The organism is Bacillus sp. RK1064, from assembly GCF_051488405.1.
In the GTDB taxonomy this organism is placed as follows: domain Bacteria; phylum Bacillota; class Bacilli; order Bacillales; family Bacillaceae; genus Bacillus.
The window spans coordinates 1,069,579-1,087,008 of the sequence record NZ_JBPSCZ010000001.1; the positions used below are offsets into that span (position 1 = coordinate 1,069,579).

The 17,430-nt window shown below is 37.7% G+C and carries 17 protein-coding genes and 2 pseudogenes; 6 read left to right on the forward strand and 13 right to left on the reverse strand.

Annotated features, from left to right (window positions below; genetic code table 11):
• Positions 1-12: 12 nt before the first annotated feature.
• The 8 genes from ACSSTM_RS05610 to ACSSTM_RS05645 form a co-directional block, all read right to left on the reverse strand.
• Positions 13-1,584, reverse strand: a complete 1,572-nt coding sequence (locus ACSSTM_RS05610; RefSeq protein ID WP_437404020.1) for a Kelch repeat-containing protein — start codon at positions 1,582-1,584, stop codon at positions 13-15.
• A 102-nt stretch (positions 1,585-1,686) separates the two neighbouring features.
• Positions 1,687-2,868 (reverse strand): alanine racemase, encoded by a 1,182-nt coding sequence (gene alr / locus ACSSTM_RS05615; RefSeq protein WP_034663119.1) that lies wholly within the window; start codon positions 2,866-2,868, stop codon positions 1,687-1,689.
• Positions 2,869-3,035: 167 nt separating this feature from the next.
• On the reverse strand, positions 3,036-3,656 hold the full coding sequence (locus ACSSTM_RS05620; RefSeq protein WP_437404022.1) for a hypothetical protein: 621 nt from the start codon (positions 3,654-3,656) through the stop codon (positions 3,036-3,038).
• Positions 3,657-3,789: 133 nt separating this feature from the next.
• The gene (locus tag ACSSTM_RS05625; protein ID WP_106037839.1) at positions 3,790-4,248 is read right to left on the reverse strand and encodes an AraC family transcriptional regulator; all 459 of its coding nucleotides are present in this window, start codon (positions 4,246-4,248) and stop codon (positions 3,790-3,792) included.
• Between the two features lie 246 nt (positions 4,249-4,494).
• Positions 4,495-4,626, reverse strand: a complete 132-nt coding sequence (locus ACSSTM_RS05630; RefSeq protein ID WP_262417147.1) for a hypothetical protein — start codon at positions 4,624-4,626, stop codon at positions 4,495-4,497.
• On the reverse strand, positions 4,616-5,749 hold the full coding sequence (locus ACSSTM_RS05635) for a Rap family tetratricopeptide repeat protein (RefSeq protein WP_268496166.1): 1,134 nt from the start codon (positions 5,747-5,749) through the stop codon (positions 4,616-4,618). The genes ACSSTM_RS05630 and ACSSTM_RS05635 overlap by 11 nt, the downstream gene beginning before the upstream one ends.
• Before the next feature lie 244 nt (positions 5,750-5,993).
• Positions 5,994-6,515 carry a ClbS/DfsB family four-helix bundle protein gene (locus ACSSTM_RS05640; protein WP_095285050.1) on the reverse strand — a complete coding sequence of 174 codons (522 nt, stop codon included), beginning with the start codon at positions 6,513-6,515 and terminating at the stop codon, positions 5,994-5,996.
• Positions 6,516-6,942: 427 nt separating this feature from the next.
• Positions 6,943-8,100, reverse strand: coding sequence for an MFS transporter (locus ACSSTM_RS05645; protein WP_095285031.1), 1,158 nt, complete (start codon positions 8,098-8,100; stop codon positions 6,943-6,945).
• A 127-nt stretch (positions 8,101-8,227) separates the two neighbouring features.
• Between ACSSTM_RS05645 and ACSSTM_RS05650 the strand changes: the two genes are divergently transcribed.
• From ACSSTM_RS05650 to ACSSTM_RS05665, 4 genes and pseudogenes are all read left to right on the forward strand, one after another.
• Complete coding sequence (locus ACSSTM_RS05650) at positions 8,228-9,118, forward strand: LysR family transcriptional regulator (protein ID WP_106041620.1); 891 nt, start codon at positions 8,228-8,230, stop codon at positions 9,116-9,118.
• A gap of 16 nt (positions 9,119-9,134) precedes the next feature.
• A pseudogene (locus tag ACSSTM_RS05655) lies at positions 9,135-9,635 on the forward strand (GNAT family N-acetyltransferase).
• 160 nt (positions 9,636-9,795) lie between these two features.
• Entirely contained in the window at positions 9,796-10,494 is a 699-nt protein-coding gene (locus tag ACSSTM_RS05660; RefSeq protein ID WP_034663141.1) for an aspartate/glutamate racemase family protein, read from the forward strand.
• Positions 10,495-10,517: 23 nt separating this feature from the next.
• The gene (locus tag ACSSTM_RS05665; RefSeq protein WP_034663143.1) at positions 10,518-11,393 is read left to right on the forward strand and encodes a LysR family transcriptional regulator; all 876 of its coding nucleotides are present in this window, start codon (positions 10,518-10,520) and stop codon (positions 11,391-11,393) included.
• Between the two features lie 43 nt (positions 11,394-11,436).
• On the opposite strand, the gene ACSSTM_RS05670 is transcribed toward ACSSTM_RS05665, so the two are convergent.
• Entirely contained in the window at positions 11,437-12,333 is an 897-nt protein-coding gene (locus ACSSTM_RS05670) for a macrolide 2'-phosphotransferase (protein WP_095285028.1), read from the reverse strand.
• A 544-nt stretch (positions 12,334-12,877) separates the two neighbouring features.
• Here ACSSTM_RS05670 and ACSSTM_RS05675 point away from each other — a divergent pair.
• Positions 12,878-13,126 carry a DUF2651 family protein gene (locus ACSSTM_RS05675; RefSeq protein ID WP_095285027.1) on the forward strand — a complete coding sequence of 83 codons (249 nt, stop codon included), beginning with the start codon at positions 12,878-12,880 and terminating at the stop codon, positions 13,124-13,126.
• A gap of 42 nt (positions 13,127-13,168) precedes the next feature.
• Here the strand turns inward: ACSSTM_RS05675 and ACSSTM_RS05680 are convergent.
• The 4 genes and pseudogenes from ACSSTM_RS05680 to ACSSTM_RS05695 all read right to left on the reverse strand — a co-directional run.
• Positions 13,169-13,537, reverse strand: a pseudogene (locus ACSSTM_RS05680) (SMI1/KNR4 family protein); the annotation flags it as partial.
• Positions 13,538-13,793: 256 nt separating this feature from the next.
• The gene (locus ACSSTM_RS05685) at positions 13,794-14,912 is read right to left on the reverse strand and encodes a tetratricopeptide repeat protein (protein ID WP_437404023.1); all 1,119 of its coding nucleotides are present in this window, start codon (positions 14,910-14,912) and stop codon (positions 13,794-13,796) included.
• Positions 14,913-15,116: 204 nt separating this feature from the next.
• Entirely contained in the window at positions 15,117-15,779 is a 663-nt protein-coding gene (catA, locus tag ACSSTM_RS05690; protein WP_034663155.1) for a type A chloramphenicol O-acetyltransferase, read from the reverse strand.
• Positions 15,780-15,933: 154 nt separating this feature from the next.
• On the reverse strand, positions 15,934-16,767 hold the full coding sequence (locus tag ACSSTM_RS05695; protein WP_187704448.1) for a sialate O-acetylesterase: 834 nt from the start codon (positions 16,765-16,767) through the stop codon (positions 15,934-15,936).
• 288 nt (positions 16,768-17,055) lie between these two features.
• On the opposite strand from ACSSTM_RS05695, the gene ACSSTM_RS05700 reads away from it, so the two are divergent.
• Entirely contained in the window at positions 17,056-17,331 is a 276-nt protein-coding gene (locus ACSSTM_RS05700) for a hypothetical protein (RefSeq protein ID WP_106037847.1), read from the forward strand.
• Positions 17,332-17,430: the final 99 nt, after the last annotated feature.

A 17,430-nucleotide genomic window follows, 5' to 3' on the forward strand; every position in this document is an offset into this window, starting at 1 on the left:
ATTTTATAAATATCAGTATTGCTTGATATCAAACATTAAGATATTTTGGTACACCACGTAATCTTTCTTACTAGTGAATGGTCCTTTATTATGTTCATCATTGATTTCATAGAAGTTCATACCAATTCCAAAGCTTCTCTCTTTATACCAGTTTAGAAAATCGTTGATTTCTTTCATTGAGAGCAAATAATCCTTTTGCAGCCCGTTTATCATGGTAATTGAAAGTATACCTTTTGTTGCTTCTTCACCAGGTTTTGTTCCGTCTTGATCCTTTGGTTCTTCTGTTGATCCATCCCCAGGCTTAGTCCCGTCCTGATCTTTCGGTTCTTCTGTTGATCCATCCCCAGGCTTAGTCCCGTCCTGATCTTTCGGTTCTTCTGTTGACCCATCCCCAGGCTTAGTCCCGTCCTGATCTTTCGGTTCTTCTGTTGACCCATCACCAGGTTTTGTTCCGTCTTGGTCTTTTGGATCTTCTGTTGTGCCATCATCTGGCTTTGTTCCGTCTTGATCCTTTGGGTCTTCTGCTGTCCCATCATCCGGCTTTGTTTCATCTTCAGTCACTTGTAAGTCTTTTAATGAAATAGAAATCACTGATCTGTAATCACTTTTTACAGAAAGATGTCTCATATGATACGAGTAGTCACGTCCGCCAATGACATATAATTGTTCATCAACAATTGCTGCAACAGCTGATGCTCTTCCTTCTGGCAATTCATAAGCTGAATTTTTAAAATGTCCATCTTCAGGGTTGAAAATTTGAACTTTCTTCATTATTTCACTTGAATCATCACCAGTCCGCTGTCCACCAATAACGAAGAATTTCCCATTATATGTTTCGTAGGCTGGTTCAAATGAATATGAAGTTAAGTCACTATCTTTTAATTTACTCCATTTATCTGTTGAAATATCATACTGGAATAAAGATCTTTCTCTACTATGCCCAATCGAATTTTCTCCACCGGCAACATATATTTTGCCGTCAATTGCAGAAATGGCTCTCCCATTTCGAGATGGTAAAGCCGATGAGTTCAAGCTCTTCCATTCACCAGAGGCTGTATTGTATTGATAGACATTATTCTTATAAGAGTTTTTTGAAGATACAATATATATATCCTCTTTCACTGCAACTGCGTACAAAGTTCCTTTGTTATAAGTTGAAAATACAGGGTCTCTTGGAATTTGAATCGGTTCTTCTGCCCACTGATCAAGTTCTGTATCATATATATCAATCGTGTTATAAGCTGTTTTTGTCTCTTCGTTTATTCCACCTATTAGATATATTTTCTTACCTACTGTAGCATATGTACCGCCTGTTCTATTTCTCGGCATGCTCGTTTTTTCTTCCCAAACATCTTTCTTAGGGTCATACATAAATGTTTGATTATTTAACTTATTTTTTTCACTTGCTCCACCAAATAAATAAATCTTTCCATCTACCACTCCTACACCGGCATTAATACGTTCTTCTGGTAAATCAGCTCGTTTCGTCCATCCAGTTGATTTTGTTTCTGCATCTGCTTTAAATGGACTAAGGGTACTTATTAAAAGAAGTACCATGATAAATAGTAAAAATTTCTTTTTCATTTTTCTTCCCCCACATCATTATATTCCCTCCTTTTATCGATCTAATATTTGCAAAGTTTACAATTTAATGGTTTTTTAAATAAACTTTTTATAATAAAATCCTCATACATACATCACCGGTGTCGATATTTTAATAATCTTCCCGCCTCGACGATAAAATCTTGGGACGCGGCGGCTTAAGGTGGCGATGACTTCGTAGTTGATCGTATTGAGCATTTCGGCGATTTCATCGACAGAAATTTCTCCGTCCTTTTGACGGCCGTAAATGACGACTTCCTCGCCTTGCTTTGCTTTCATTTCTCCTAAACTGATCATCGTCATATCCATTGTGACTCGGCCAGCAATCGGCATTCGTTTGCCGCGGAAAAGCATAAATCCCCGATTTGATAAAGCACGTGAGTACCCATCTGCGTAACCGATCGGTATGGTGGCAATGATTTCATCAGGTTTTGCTACATAAGTTGCACCATAGCTGACGGTCCTTGGCTCTGTCACCATTTCCTTCACGAACGCAATCCTTGCTTTTAAACTGAGAGCGGGCTCTAGCTGAACAGCGTCTAAGCTTTCAATGTATTGCGAGGGATACAGCCCATATAGCCCGATGCCCAGCCGAATCATATCGGCGCTAAATTCAGGGAACGCGATGGCAGCCGCTGTATTGTTCATATGTACGGTCGGCAGCTTAATTCCTTGTTTTTTCAAAAACCGAAGAAAATCAATAAAAATGCTGTGCTGCAGCAGCGTGAAATCAGGGTCAGGCTCATCTGCAGTGGAGAAATGCGTAAAAATCCCGTCCCATCTAAGATTTCCACTCTTTTCAAGTGCTTCCACCACTCCTAACAGCTCTTCCTTCGTTCGTACACCTAATCGCCCCATCCCTGTGTCGACATTGACATGAATCCCAAGCCGGCGCTGACTATCTTCTTCCGCTAAGATCTCATTTGCTTCAACAATCCAGTCTTCTCGAAGGCCGGAGAGGTCAATTCTCCAGGCCGCAGCCCTTTTCACACAATCTAGCGGGGTAAATCCAAGAACCAAAATCGGCGCTTCAATTTTTGCTCTTCGCAATACAATGCCTTCCTCCAAACTAGCAACTGCGAGCTCCGTCGCACCGCTTTCCAGTGCCTGCCGCGCTACCTCCACTGAACCGTGTCCATAAGCATTCGCCTTCACGACAGCCATGATCTTACTTTTCCTCGGAATATGCGCTTGAATGGCCCCGATATTTCTTTTAATCGCGTCAAGGTTGACTTCGATCCAAACTTCCCTGCAAAGCTTTTTCATTTATTTTTCCTCCTCATCACATGAGAGTTCTTTCTATCTTCATGTTCGCTTTCGCGTCTAGTCTATCTTTATTCATTTTTGAGAAAAACATTCAACTACAATGACCGGACCAGCTTTTCTTGGGTACACATAAAAAAAAGAAACCACATCAAACTGTGATTTCTTCTCTATGAGCGGTGATTAGCAGATTTCATCATTGCTTCAATATCATCATAAACCTCCTGCAAATTTTCCCGTTCAGCTAAGTAATGAGCGTTGCTTTTACGAACAGGTCCATCAAATTGCAAGAAGTTGATCGTGATCGTTGATGATTCTTGATCATTCATAGTTAATCTTAATTCAAGCGTCGAGACCTCTTCTTTATCATCACTCTCAGCTGAATATTCAATCGGCACACCATCTTCTAATATCTCAACTTGTTTCAAATCTTTCAAGGAAAGCTCAGTGACTGCAAATCTATTTTTTCTAGTTAACCCGCCAGGTTGATGTTCAATAAAGCGCATTTTCTTTAACTCATCATCAATCGCAAATCCCTTATCAACTTGCTCTGAAAAGATATATGCAGATGCCTGAAATCCATCTTCGTGAAAAAGCATCATCATCTTATCTAATAATATGTTGGGATCATTCTGTTCTTTTCGTCTTTGTAATCTACCGGCTATGAATAAAATGACCAGTCCTCCGATGATGCTGAGAGCCGTCCCCAGTCCATTTCCTACTTCTACGAAAACAGTAAAACCTAAAATAGCAATCATAAAAGCAATGACAATGCCTATGATGAATATCACACAATGCTCCTCCTATCATGACCCTTCATTTATAGTTTAGCCTTAGTATAGCATTTGAAGCAACGAGTCCTAGATGATTTAACCATAAAAACAGACCATAAAGGTCTGTTTTCATTGACGTTCGATAAATTGTCTAAAAGATAGGCAGTAAGAATTCACACACCTTATCTTCGCCTTCCTCTTCTCTATATCGCTCTATAATAGGGGCTTGACGCATGTTCAATTGATTGTTCTGAATATAGTCAGGTAATTGACACCAAAACAAATTCACTTTTTCAGTTGTATGCGTCACTGTAAAAACAGCATACTTTCCTCCTTCAAAATAACCAGTCTGAACCATTTGATTATTTGAGAAATCTCTATTTGTCATGATCATGAGGTCATATCTGCATTTTCCAGGTAAAGTCCTTGCAGGATCATCTTGAGGAACACCGTATATGCCATGTTTCTTTAATTCATCATTTAATTGATGTTGGTTGATCCATTTTTTAAAATGCTTCATCATCTCTATATTCTTTTTGCTTCCATATGGTCCTATATTTCTCATATACACCATCTTCATATTGCTTAATATTTCAATTTTGCAATTCATGATTTCCCTCCAACTCTTATTGGAAGATTGGCCAATCATTCCTTACATACAACGGTAACATCCTTTAAAATATAATACAGCAGGTGATTAAAAATAATTGAATGTATGATGGAAAAACATAACAAGATTTCAATCTTTTAAAACAAAAAAGAACGGACATTGTCCGCCTAGTTGCTTTTTCTGAAGACTTAACATTGAGAAAAGCGACAATTAAATAAAAAAAGCCATTGAACAGGCTTTTTAAGTTTAAGCAAAATAACCGATACTTGATGTATGTCCTCTTTGGGCTTCATTATGGATATCGTTTGATGAAACATAACTAAAAGCACCTAACACACTGACAATTATTAATACGGTTGCTACTGACTTAAATTTCATAAAGACAGTCTCCCCTTTTAATTTGGTGTTGGAAATATAGAATCTTCTCATAAAATTCGTTTGAGCGTTCTATATCTCCTGCTTTATTATAATGCTTCACTGCATCTTTCGCTAAATCTTCAAGATTAGCAAAAAAAGACTTTGATTCCAAATAAGCCATTGACTCTTTTATACGATTTTCATTGTTATCAATATAAAGTGATCTCAACATAACGAATGTATTGATAAAAATATCATCCTTTAATTTTTCAGCTAATTCAAGTCCATAGTTTAATGCATATAAACCTAAATCTCTCTGATCATTTTTAAAATATGATTTTGTCAACATGACCAGCGGATCAAGAATTTTATTTAAATGCTCATATCCCTGTTCTTTAAACGAATGAATAGATTCATTAAAATATTTAATTGCAGTTGAAAGATCATTGTTATGAAAATAACTCAACCCTAAATTATAAAGTGCTGATCCTTTTAATCGTTTTGTTGAGTTGTCGGCGGCTTTTTCTAGTGCGTGTTGAAAATGGGGTATTGCTTTTTCGGGGCAGCCCATATCTATATAGTTTAATCCAATGACAAAAGAACATTGGATTTCTCTTACTGTGTATGTATCTTTTTCTCGATAACATTCTATTGCCTGTGCGATATGGTGCATCGACATATGGGTTTGTTTCATGTGGTAATAGATTTCTGCCATCTTGTAATTGAACTCGGCACGTTCAATATCGTCGCTGACAAGAGACAGCTTTTTTTCTGCCCGCTTATAGAAGGTAATCGCATTGAGGTATTCGTAGTTTTCAAATTCGTACATGCCGTAGAAAAAATTGAAGTAATACTCGAGCAATCCTGTTAATTTCTCTTGATCCCTTTTGATCTTCATTGCGAGTTCCCTAAAGTTCGCCCGCTCTTTCCCATTTTCTAAAGGATTCAAGTAATCAAGCATTAATTTATGTCTGAACTCCATAAGTGAGAAATACAATAATAAATCCTGATTCTCTTCCATATGATCAAGCATTGATTTGATTTCTTCTTTATATGCCTCGGCGTCCGGTACGTTAAATCTTTGAATATGATAATACCATTCATTGATTTTCAAGCCGACGTGAGAAGAAAGCACTTTCTCCATCCGTCCTTACCCCTCCCTCTATTTTCCCTATAATGACATATATTATCATTTTGTGAATCGTCCGACACCGAAAAGAAACCGCAAAAATAAGAAAAAAAGCTCCTGTAAAGAAGCCATGTGAGTGATCGTAATTTTGATAAGAAGGAATAACTGGGCTCGAATCAGCGCCCCCTGTTCTCTCTAAAATAAGATGATACAATCAAGTTTAGTTCTAACGAAATATGTACATCGTATATCCTTCACGTCATACTTGTTTTAATCGTTTCCATTTACGAATTTGAGTACGGAAATTTTTAAAAGGAGCAACGGTATTCACATGAATAAATTTATAAACTGGCCAAACAGCCTTTGCTGTCGCATCATCCGCCCATTTTCGTTGATGAGGTTCAAACACTTCTTCTTCACTCATACGATCCAACATATCACAAATAGTTAAAACATTCTGTTTGAGCTGAGCTCTTAATGCGACTAGTGATTGGCAGGCATACTTCTCATTAAAAAGAGAATATAATGTGCCAAGCTGATTCCATTTATAACCTTCTGCTGGCGTATGGACAACCTTTCCTTCAGTTTCGTGTTGCTCCCATTGAAGCAGCAGGGTTGTCCAACCAACTTGATAGGCCAAATTTTCTGCAGGAGTTCGGCTTACATCCTCTATTCGATCATCTTTCATTTCTTCTCGAATCATATTGAATTCTTCATCGTATTGATTGTACGTCTTCATGATTGCTTGCTTTAAAATGTCTTTCGACTCATAGGTTGTCATATTATTCACCTCTAGTTCTTTTTGTGCAAATTTTTCTCGGAACATATCTTGCAAAAGTACAAAAAAATTCACTGGAGCTCACGATACTGAATTATTCTATCGTCTTCTGTTTTACAGTCTCTATTATAATCAAACTCTTAATCGAGCAAAAAAGCAATAGCATTTCTAGTTAAATGAAAGTATCACTGGTGTTTACTCCTAAAACAACAAAAGAGAGACAATACTTGCCTCCTTTAGGTGACTCTATTATTTTGTGAAATATTCCATTATTGCGCAAACTCAATAAAGAAAAGCTATAAAAGCGGCTGCGAAAAATGAAGACATTCCTTACGTTCCATCATAAACAAACACCCAGTATCTCTCCCCAGGCTCCCCTTCTTAAGCAATAAAACCTCCCCGTTTTGATTGAAATGTGAAGCTGCATGATTTAACTCGACACTTCTTCCTCTTTTCTACCTAATTTCATTGATAACTGAACGCCAATCATCAATGAGACAATGACGAGCATTGCAACAATGGAAGCTTGAAAATGTCCGCTTAGATCGAAAACCAAGCCAATGAAAAACGGACCAAACCCGCCCATGATGTATCCGCCCATCTGCGACATAGCGGACCATGTACCAGCCTCCTCCGGTGTACGCGTCTCAATAATGGGCAGCATAAGTGCTAAGGGAAATAATCCACCTGCCCCAATCCCTAGAAAAATGACGGCTGGCAAAATAGGCATTGGAAGTAGAAGGAAAATAAGGCCGATCAGCTCTGACACGCTGCATAAAATCAGAAATAATTTCGGTTTTCCTAAGCGAGTGACTACTCCTGGAACGAGTAGTGCCACCGGAATCTGAATCAGTGTAAATATCGTCAGCAGCATGGCGGCATACTGTGGACTATTTCCAAAACTAAGGGCGATGGGTGAAATCCATGCTGTTAACGAATAGAACATGCTGGACATAAAGCCAAAGAACAAGGTGAATTGAATGGCTTTTTTGTTTCGCAGCGGCAGCCTTAGCGGCAAGGCCGTATGATCAGCCTGTTGTTTTTTCCGAGCCAGCCCTAGCCATAAGATTAATGCGATCATCCCTAAAACCGCCCAGCAAGACAAGGCGAGCGGAAGGTTATGCTCACTGCGAAGATATATCGGAATGGTGAAGCCAGAAGCAAGTGCTGCCCCAATCGTCATCGAAATAGAATAGACACTCACAATCCCCGGGCTTTTCGGAAAATACTTTTTGATAAAACTAGACAATAAAGGTCCTGCAAAGCTAATCCCAACGCCTCCTGCAAATGCAGTGATGAGAAGGACGGCAACCGTTTGACTCGTCCCACGTAGTCCAGTAGCGATTGTGATGAGAAGAATCGAGAAAAAAAGCGTTCTCTCTAAACCAAAACGGCGGCTTAGTTTAGTTGCTACAGGTGCAAACACCCCCATGCACAAGACCGGTAAAGTGGTTAGAAGACTTGCTGTCAGCGCACTGACTCCAAGGTCTGTTTGGATCATGCTCATCATAGAAGCCACGGACGTAATGATTGGGCGCAAGTTTAATGCAGCTAAAAATAAAGCGGCTAAATAAAATATTTTTTTCATCAATGCTCTTCTTCCTCTCTCATCTTGTTGAAGTTACTTTGAGTATAAATCTGCCGCATTCATTGATCAATACAATAATTCGTATTATGATGATAGTAAAAAACTATTATTTATGAAAGGATGACAAATGGATACTCGTCATATTACATATTTCATGGCTGTATTCGACCATTTACATTTCACAAAAGCTGCTGAGCAATTAGGGATATCACAGCCTACATTAAGCCAGCAGATCCGGCTGCTTGAAGCTGAAGTTGGGATGCCGCTCTTTGATCGAATCGGTAAAAAAGTCGTTGCAACTGAAGCGGGTTCTCTGCTTTATCAATATGGTATGAAAATGCTTCAAGCTGAAAGAGATGCGAAAAATGCGATGAAAGAACTGTTATCTGAAAAACGAGGAAACGTTCGACTTGCAGTACTCCCCTCCGATCTTGACTTTCAGCTTGTTCCGCTATTTGTAGAATTTAAAACACTTTATCCTGAAACCAATCTGAAAGCATATTCAACGATCTACGTTCGTGAAGAAGTACTGTCGCATAAAGTGGATCTCGGCATCGGGCTGCGAGGGCCTGCGGATAAGCGTCTCGTTCAAATTCCACTTGGAAGTGAGCCCTACGAATTATTTGTTCATTCAGAAAGTGATCTAGCCCAAAAGAGTGAAGTGACATTGGAAGAGCTGATGCAGCATGCTTTGGTCATGTATCCGAAGGGATATCTAGGAAGGGATTTAGTAGATGACGTATGTAAAGAACAGGGTGTTGAACTAGACACTGTCATGGAGGTTGGGTCCGCATCTTCATTATTGCAGCTGGTTGAAGCCGGCATCGGTGCAACCATTCAGCCGCGAGGATTGCTGCAATACCATTCGACGTGGCCAAATATTGTTTCGATTCCTATTGCTGATCCGGCACCTGTTCGTCACTTAGAATTAACTTATTATGCAGATCGATTTGTCAGTAAAGCACAGCAGCAGCTATCTGAATGGCTGATAGACTTTTTCAAATCAAAAACAAACTAAAAAATGAGGGTAAAACATGAAGAATGCAAACAGCATATTCACAAGGACAAACCGGGTAGTTATTCGTCAATTTGATCTGCAAGATATTGAAGCATTTTATCAGTACCGAGCAAATCCCTCTATTGCAACATATCAATCTTGGGAAAACTATACGTACGAAGAAGCTGAATCATTTGTTTAACATCAAAAAAAACCTAATCAACCGGGGACATGGTTTCAATACGCTATTGCCTTACCTGAATCCAATCAACTGATAGGAGATTGCGCAATTCACACACTTGCCAGTGAGCCCAGAAACGTTGAAATCGGATTTACTCTCCCACCTGAATTTCAAGGAAAGGGCTATATTCACGAAGCCTTGAGTTCAATGATCGAATATATTTTCACTACACTGGACAAGTATAAAATCATTGCCTTTACTGATGTGCGCAATGAAAAATCTATTCAAGTGCTGGAACGTTTAAAGATGAGACGCGAAGGACATTTACTTCAAAATTATATGTCAAAAGGACATTGAATTGATGAATATCAATATGCGATTCTTCAATCGGAGTGGGCCGCTAAGCGCCATTAAAAGACGCTTTTGATAAACCTTCTATATACATATAGAACTTTTCTATAACGATCACCATGCTTTCTTTTTTTATAATAGAAAAAAAAGAAATGTGGTGGCGTATATGTCTATAACGATCGGAATTATGGGCGGGATGGGTCCTTTAGCAACGATAGATCTGATGAAAAAAATCATTTCACATACTCCAGCGATAAAAGATCAGGATCATCTCCATGTGATTGCTGATAATTATCCTCAAATCCCTGATAGAACCAATGCCATATTTGGGAAAGGCGAAGATCCTACAGATGATATGATTGCATCAGCTAAGAGATTAGAACGTGCAGGAGCGGACTTTATTCTCATTGCATGCAATACCGCTCACTTCTTTTTAGAAAACGTACGACATTCCACTCATATCCCTATCATGAATATGCCATTAGAAACCGCAAATTACCTGAACAAACATCACTATACATCTGTGGGCTTACTATGTACTGATGGAACATTAAAAACCCAGCTCTATCAAAAGGCTTGTGCTCATCACAATATTGACGTCATGACTCCTAGTGAAAATCTTCAGAAAAACGTTATGAATGGGATATATGCGGTGAAAGCAGGAAAATTAAGTAAAGGCGAAAGTGAATTGGCGTTAGCTGCAGAAATTTTAATCAATCAAGGGGCAGAAGCCATCATAGCCGGCTGTACAGAAATCCCCTTAGTCCTAAGGTCAACTAAAGATGTGAAAATGATTGACCCTACTGTCATTTTGGCGAAAGAAGCTGTAAAATTAGTGTATGAGCTTGAAAAGCTAAACATTTAAAGAACGCAACATAAGGGGATAAAATGAATATTGAGAATATAGAAGCGTTTATTTATGTGTGCCAGCTAGGCAGTATCAATAAAGCTGCGGAAGCACTGTATTTAACCCAGCCTTCTGTTTCGGCACGTATTCAATCGTTAGAAAAAGAATTAGACCTGAAATTATTTGATAGGCAGAGAAATAAGCTGTCTCTGACGGAAAAAGGTGAACAGTTTTACCCGCATGCCAAAAAGATCCTCCATTCTTATCAAGAAGCAAAGCATAGTCTCAAGCAAACGATGATCCCTTATGAATTGACGATTGGATGCGCATCCTCTATTTCCAATAATCTATTGCCTAACATATTGCCTGCCCTGAAAGAAAAATACGAAAACCTGAAAGTGAAAATTGTAACAGGACATTCAAAGGATGTTGTTCAAAAAGTCATCAACAATCAAGTGGACTTTGGGATTGTCAGGACTGAAACACATCCTCAAATTGAATCGATCCCTATTTTCAGTGATCCTATCGGGCTGTTCGTCCCAACTCATCACCCGCTTGCCAGCCTTGACAACATCAATATGAAAGAACTAGAAGAACAGCCTTTTATTTTCTTTGACTATGGGTCATTTGATTGGCTGATGCTCCACCGATTATTTCAAAAGAACAACATCACACCGAACATTTCCATTGAGGTTGATCATATGGAAACCGCAAAAAATTTAGTGCTGCAAGGAATGGGGCTATCGTTTCTACCTCATCATTGCGTTAGAAATGAGGTAGAACAAGGAACATTAAAACAAATTTCAATCGATCCATCCATCAATTTCAACATCAATATCGAGTTCATTTATAAAAAGGGAAAATCCAAATCAGTTTTCATTGATCAGCTCAAACAGTTTTTTCATGAATTAGATTAAAAAAAGCCCTTTTCAGGGCTTTTTTTGGATACGTTCTGATTGATTATCTTTCGTTTGCCAACATGTATGCTGCAGTTTCATGCATATCTTTCAATCCTGATCTCTGTGCGTACTCGGCCACAGTGATCGCACTTGTAGTCAGAAGCTCTTTTATATGTTCATCCATTCTTGACCAAGTTCTCCCGCCTGCTTTTTCATACGCATGGATAAGTTTTGTTAATCCTTCTTTCCCAAAGAGAAGTTGATGCGACAAAAAGTCTGCAGATACATCACCAACCCCCACTTCAGACCAATCAATAACACCCGTAACACATTGATTTTCATCAATCAGAATGTGGCCAGGATGTAAATCTCCATGCTTCACCCCCACGAAAGGCGGCCATAAAGAATCTTTAGCTAGCCATGCTTGCCAGCGCTCCCATAAACCGCTGTTAATGGTGTATTGCGATTTGACACGTTCCATTCGCTGTTTCATTGATGCTCTTAATTCATGAGCACTGAGCATCTCCACTCCGATCGTTTTAAAAGGCTGTTGATCTAAGGAATGTACATTCGCTAAAACGCTTCCTAATGATTCATAATAAGCTTGCGGTACATTCGTTTGATCAAAACTCCACACATAAGATTGCTGTTCCACATCAATACTAGCCGCCGGTACACCCTCTAATTGTTTATAAGCAATCAGACTTTCTGTAAAAATAGACCACTTAGGGACCTGAAAGTGAACCTGCTTACTAATGTGATCTAATGTCTTTTTTTCTTGTAAGGCATGTTTCATTGATTCAGGTCTGCGAGGCATTCTTAATATCCATTGATCACCATGTAAATCTTCGACATGTGCGACACGGAAATCAACACCTTGTTCATTTATTTTGAAGGTATTCTCTAAAATTTCTAATCCGTGATGATTGGCTAACTGCTTTAATTCCAGTCTATTCATATTCATTCCTCCAATTGCTCATTTAGTCATGATCAATAGACATCAAGAATATCATCACAAAAAACCACAAACAGGCTACTTTATGTGGTCAGAGTAAACAAAGCTAGACTTATGTCTTTCTTTGTATCATAAAAAAACATACAAAAAAAGACAGAACGATTATCTGCCTGTCTTCTAGTGAAATTGCATACTTTTCCGCTGAAGATCATTAAAAATGTGCAGACTCCCCCCGTTTACTCCGCTTGATGAAAACAGAGCCTTTGAACATATGAAATTACTGATTGTTCAAAGTTTGCTGGCGTAATCTTCCTGCATGCATCATCTTTAACCATCCTCCTCTTTGTAATATAAAGTTACTATACTTTATTTTAATATGACTTTCAATAAGATTACAAAAAGCAGGATTTAAAATCATCACACATCCTATTAAATTACATAAAATGATATAATTGTATTTATTCATGTTATGATATGGTTATTAATTCTTTTGTCTAATAATTTATTAAACTCAAATGTAGCTAAGTCATTTAAAGGGAGAATTGGTATGACTCATTTAGAATTCACATTCGGCTTGCTTCCAGTCAGTATGATCATCGCTTCTTTTATCGTCACATTGATTGTACAAAAGATTTATTTCATGCCAGTTGTGAGCTTTATCATTTTACTCATCCTGACATTTACACTTTTTAATATTTCTTTCTTAGGCTGGGTAGTTGTCTACACTTTAGGCTCAATTATTGCTTCATATATCGCATTATTCATCATGAAAATTTTAAATAAAAAGAGGTCTTAAACTACATTTAAAAAGCCCTTTACAGGGGCTTTTCTTCTTTCACTATCGCTTTTCCACTGGATGAATGTCTTCTCCCAAAAAAGCGTTATTAGGATCACCACTCTTTTCTAAAAACTCAGCCATTTCTTGCAGCTCTTGATTGATACGGTCATTTCTTGGCATATCTGGGTTTAACAGAAGGGTGGAGTGAATCGTTGTGGCTGTTTCATACAAGACATGTTGATCTTTTATTTGTTGGATGTATTGTTTCATACGATCGAAAAACCATTCGATCTCTTCCGTTTCTTCCATCGGATAATGTGCCATTTTGAAGAGATTCTGCTGACGAAGGTCTTGCCTCTCAAATATGTGTTCAAGCTCTTCTTTACTGACATATACATCCGAAGCTTTGGTTAATAAAGGTAGAGGATATCTGTGAAGGTTTTATGATAAGCCTTGCTGTTTTAACATGTTTCCCAAAAAGAAAACAGACCTCCTTAAGGTCTGTTTTCTTTTCATCTATACGTTTTGAGAGGCTGTGTTTCGATCGATTTTGTGTGGAATGAAAGTTGTATTTCTATTCGAATCCTCCATTGTTGTATTTCGATTTGATGCTGGTTTTATCGTACTAGATGCTTCATACACACCTGCACCAAGAAAGATTATAGAGCTTATAATAATTATTTTTTTAATACTCATAAAGACACTCTCCTTTTTGAATATTTTGTTGGGCTTGAAATGCCATCCTGTAATATTCTGTTGCTTTCTCAAACTTTCCTCTTTTTTCATGAATAACTGCAAGATTTTTAGTGAATTCTTCTACGAAAACAAACAACTGCTTTTCTTCAAATGTCTGAAGCATAGCTTGAATCTTATCCTCATCATTACTTTCATATGTAGTTCTTATAGAACGTATTAATAGAATTTCGTGCGGGTTCTCTTTATGAGAGATCAGTTTCAAAGCTTTATCCACTAATTTGGATGCTTCATCAGTTTCTCCTGTCTTATATAGCGCCCAACAAAGGTTAACATATATGACCGATTTTACATCGTCCATACCATCTTCTGATATTTCAAGGGACTCTTGATAATATTGGATAGCCTTTGCATAATCTTGTTTTTTTTCATAATTGTTTCCTATATTTAAAAGCACCTTGGCAATCAACCTTTTATCCGCTATTTTTTCAGCGATGGAACAGGCTTTATTCAGGTGTATTAATGATTTTTCATACTGCTTAAAATCATCATAATTTCCTGCTATTACAAATAAACATTGAACTTTTCTAATCTTGTATAACTCATACTGATCGTAAATTTCAAGTGCCTTAATTATGTGATGCATAGACACATGCGTTTGCTTCATAATATAGTAAGCCTCAGCCACCTTGAAGTGAAACTCCGCTTGCTCAATATCATCGACAACCAGTGCGAGCTGCCTCTCAGCGATCTTGTAATATTGAATGGCCTGTACATATTCTTTCTTACTAAATTCATGCATTCCTCTAAAAAAGGCATTGTAATATTGCAACATACCGGAAAGTTGATGATTAGAATGCTCAATTTTATCAACCAAATCAGAAACAGAAGGTGATCTTTTTTCTGAAGGCTTGATATAATCAAGCCTAAGCTGATGTCGAAAGCACATCAATTGATAATAAATCAGTAGATCCTGTTCTTCTTCCATCCGTTCAATTTCTTGTTCTACCTCAGCTTTCAAAATCTCTGCATCGGGTACACTGAATTGCCGAATCATTTTATACCATTCATTTATTTTCACACCTACATGTGAAGAAAGAACTTTCTCCATCCCTTATTCCCCTTCCACTAAACTCCCTTATATGACATTTATTATCACATACAATTATTTACAAAGTACCGAAAAGAAACCGCAAAAAGAACAAATGTAGCATCGTAAACCTTTGGCACATTTCATGATTATCACAAAACAAAAAGGCAGACTCATTTCAGTCTGCCTTCATCTTCTAGATTTCCATGAGAACACCTTTTGTCTTCAGGTAATCTGCAATGAATCATTTAACCACTCTTCACAATGTTTTATAAGCCATCTCAAATATTCCACATATTGACCTACATGATAGCCATCACAAACAGCATGATGTACTTGAATGGCGACTGGCAGGATGATTTTTTCTTCTTTCATCTTAAATTGACCTAACGTAAATATTGGCAGTAAATAAGTTTCATCTGTAGATATATTAAGATGAAAAGAAGTGAAATCAATCCACGGCAGACTTGAAATATTGAACATGTTTTTTGGCATATGAGGTTTTGGAAATAGTTTGCTGCTTTCGCTAAATGTTTCAATGTCCGCTGCACAGCTTTTATAAAACTGAGCAAAGTTTTCGTCATAAGGCGTCCAAATACTTGAAAATGTCTTTGTTTCTTTATTTAGAATCGTATAACTAGGATGGAGAAGTTCCCAGTAGCCAAGTTCATCGTTCACTTGATCCATTCGAAACTCTCGTATTTTTTGCACAGCTCTTGCTAACAAATAAATTTGCACAGGATATACTTTTAGCTTTTTTTCTTTCAATATGGAATACAAAGTCGTAATGTCTAAATCGATCACCAGGCTATATGAGCATCGGGTTAACGTCATATAATGATGAAAGTGCTCTTTTCGCGGGTAATTTTCGTCTATTTGTTTAAACATTTTTTATCTCCTCCTGAATGTGATTTCATGTATTCAGGAGGAGACTTTATCTGATTTCACCACCACAATCATCCTTTCAAGAGATATGTAATGTTTCTGTCTATCACAACTATGAGTTATAACGGTTTCATTCAAAGGCTACCATAAGCTTAACCTACGATAAAGCCTCCAGCAACTCTTCGTAAGTAATCTTGCCCAACGTGAACTTTTCTAGTGCTATGTATTTTTTCTCCGCTGAGGTATTCATTCTATTATGACATTCATTGACTAACTCATTTTCATTTGGTAATGGCTCATGTATATGTTCTTTTTTTCGAAAAGCTTCATAGTATCTTATACCAAATATTCTCTGGGACATCGCATTGATGTGAATTCCGTCTGGGTTAGATATAAGACCTTTCGCAGTAACATAATAACAATTTTCATGATGATGTACATATTTTTGTAGTTCCTCATTAATACGTTGATATTCCACATACCCTGCGCCAAATGCCACTTTTCCCAAGTAATCGCCCAAACCTCCTATTAAAAGCGGAATGTTAGGTACAGATAATTCAGTTCTTAGTTCATGAAAAAATAATCTTAGTATTTTTTCATAGTATGCTTTGTATTTCCCATCTTGGCTGTCACTTTCTCCTTGATGCCATAATATCCCGACCAATTCGCTATTTTCCTTTGCAAATTTAGCTTCATTTATTGCATGACGAAATAATGCTCCGTCTAGCGACCACTCATCAATGGAACTGCCACCTTCTGCACATGGAATAAGACCAATCTTCTCTCCTTCATGATCCTTGCACCAAGCCTCCGCAAAGGAAGCCGCCAGTCCTACACCAGCTACCGGCCTATCAAAATGAATGGGTTCAGTCATCATTTGCCATCTACCATTTCGCAACATCATGATTCTTTCATTATAAATCGGAGGCACTTCATGCTTGAAGCCGCGCCCCGCCATATTTGATTGTCCAATTAGTAAAAGTGACTTCATATCTTTCTCTCCTCCACTAAATATTTTATCAAATGTGTATTCTCCTGAACGTTATCAGTTTATCTTTCCTCTGTTATTTCTAGATTAGGGCTTCTTTTAATTTATTCGAAAAGTGCATAAAGCTATTAATCTACAATTTTTAAAACTGAACTTGGAACAACCACCTATACCTCTAACAAAGAGACAGGTAATATTTCTGTTTCTAGTAACTAACTAAAATCTTACGAAATAGCCGCAATTGAAGAACAAGTAAATAAGATTGCAAATAGCATTGTATTAGAAAATCATATGAATAAAGTTAGTAATTCTCTTGAACAGTTAGCGAATAATAATTTCACAACACAAAAACAAAAGGGAAAATGGGCGTGGTCCAAATATGATCATTACCGTGTTACAGTAGAGGGAAAGGCAGCTGTAGGAGTAATTGCAGCAGCAATTTTAAACCGTATTCCTTATGTTGGCTGGATTGCTGCTGCTCAAGTAATGATCCAATTGAAAATGAAAACAGGTTACTTCTCCGTACGTTGGGGAACACGTGCAGACACTGACATTTGTTACTTATGAAGAAAGAGCCATTTGAAAATGTTCTCAGACAGTAAACGTAAAAATAAAAAACTGGACGAAATAAGTTCTCCAGGAAAAGTGTATATGTGTGGAACTGGT

Coding starts and splice junctions, on each gene's coding strand:
- ACSSTM_RS05635 (WP_268496166.1), bottom strand. CDS start 5,749: ATGGAGAAAGTGCTTTCTTCTCACGTCGGCTTGAAAATCAATGAATGG.
- alr (WP_034663119.1), bottom strand. CDS start 2,868: ATGAAAAAGCTTTGCAGGGAAGTTTGGATCGAAGTCAACCTTGACGCG.
- catA (WP_034663155.1), bottom strand. CDS start 15,779: ATGTTTAAACAAATAGACGAAAATTACCCGCGAAAAGAGCACTTTCAT.
- ACSSTM_RS05660 (WP_034663141.1), top strand. CDS start 9,796: ATGTCTATAACGATCGGAATTATGGGCGGGATGGGTCCTTTAGCAACG.
- ACSSTM_RS05665 (WP_034663143.1), top strand. CDS start 10,518: ATGAATATTGAGAATATAGAAGCGTTTATTTATGTGTGCCAGCTAGGC.
- ACSSTM_RS05700 (WP_106037847.1), top strand. CDS start 17,056: ATGAATAAAGTTAGTAATTCTCTTGAACAGTTAGCGAATAATAATTTC.
- ACSSTM_RS05610 (WP_437404020.1), bottom strand. CDS start 1,584: ATGAAAAAGAAATTTTTACTATTTATCATGGTACTTCTTTTAATAAGT.
- ACSSTM_RS05630 (WP_262417147.1), bottom strand. CDS start 4,626: ATGAAATTTAAGTCAGTAGCAACCGTATTAATAATTGTCAGTGTGTTA.
- ACSSTM_RS05650 (WP_106041620.1), top strand. CDS start 8,228: ATGGATACTCGTCATATTACATATTTCATGGCTGTATTCGACCATTTA.
- ACSSTM_RS05670 (WP_095285028.1), bottom strand. CDS start 12,333: ATGAATAGACTGGAATTAAAGCAGTTAGCCAATCATCACGGATTAGAA.
- ACSSTM_RS05695 (WP_187704448.1), bottom strand. CDS start 16,767: ATGAAGTCACTTTTACTAATTGGACAATCAAATATGGCGGGGCGCGGC.
- ACSSTM_RS05675 (WP_095285027.1), top strand. CDS start 12,878: ATGACTCATTTAGAATTCACATTCGGCTTGCTTCCAGTCAGTATGATC.
- ACSSTM_RS05640 (WP_095285050.1), bottom strand. CDS start 6,515: ATGACAACCTATGAGTCGAAAGACATTTTAAAGCAAGCAATCATGAAG.
- ACSSTM_RS05685 (WP_437404023.1), bottom strand. CDS start 14,912: ATGGAGAAAGTTCTTTCTTCACATGTAGGTGTGAAAATAAATGAATGG.
- ACSSTM_RS05645 (WP_095285031.1), bottom strand. CDS start 8,100: ATGAAAAAAATATTTTATTTAGCCGCTTTATTTTTAGCTGCATTAAAC.
- ACSSTM_RS05625 (WP_106037839.1), bottom strand. CDS start 4,248: ATGAATTGCAAAATTGAAATATTAAGCAATATGAAGATGGTGTATATG.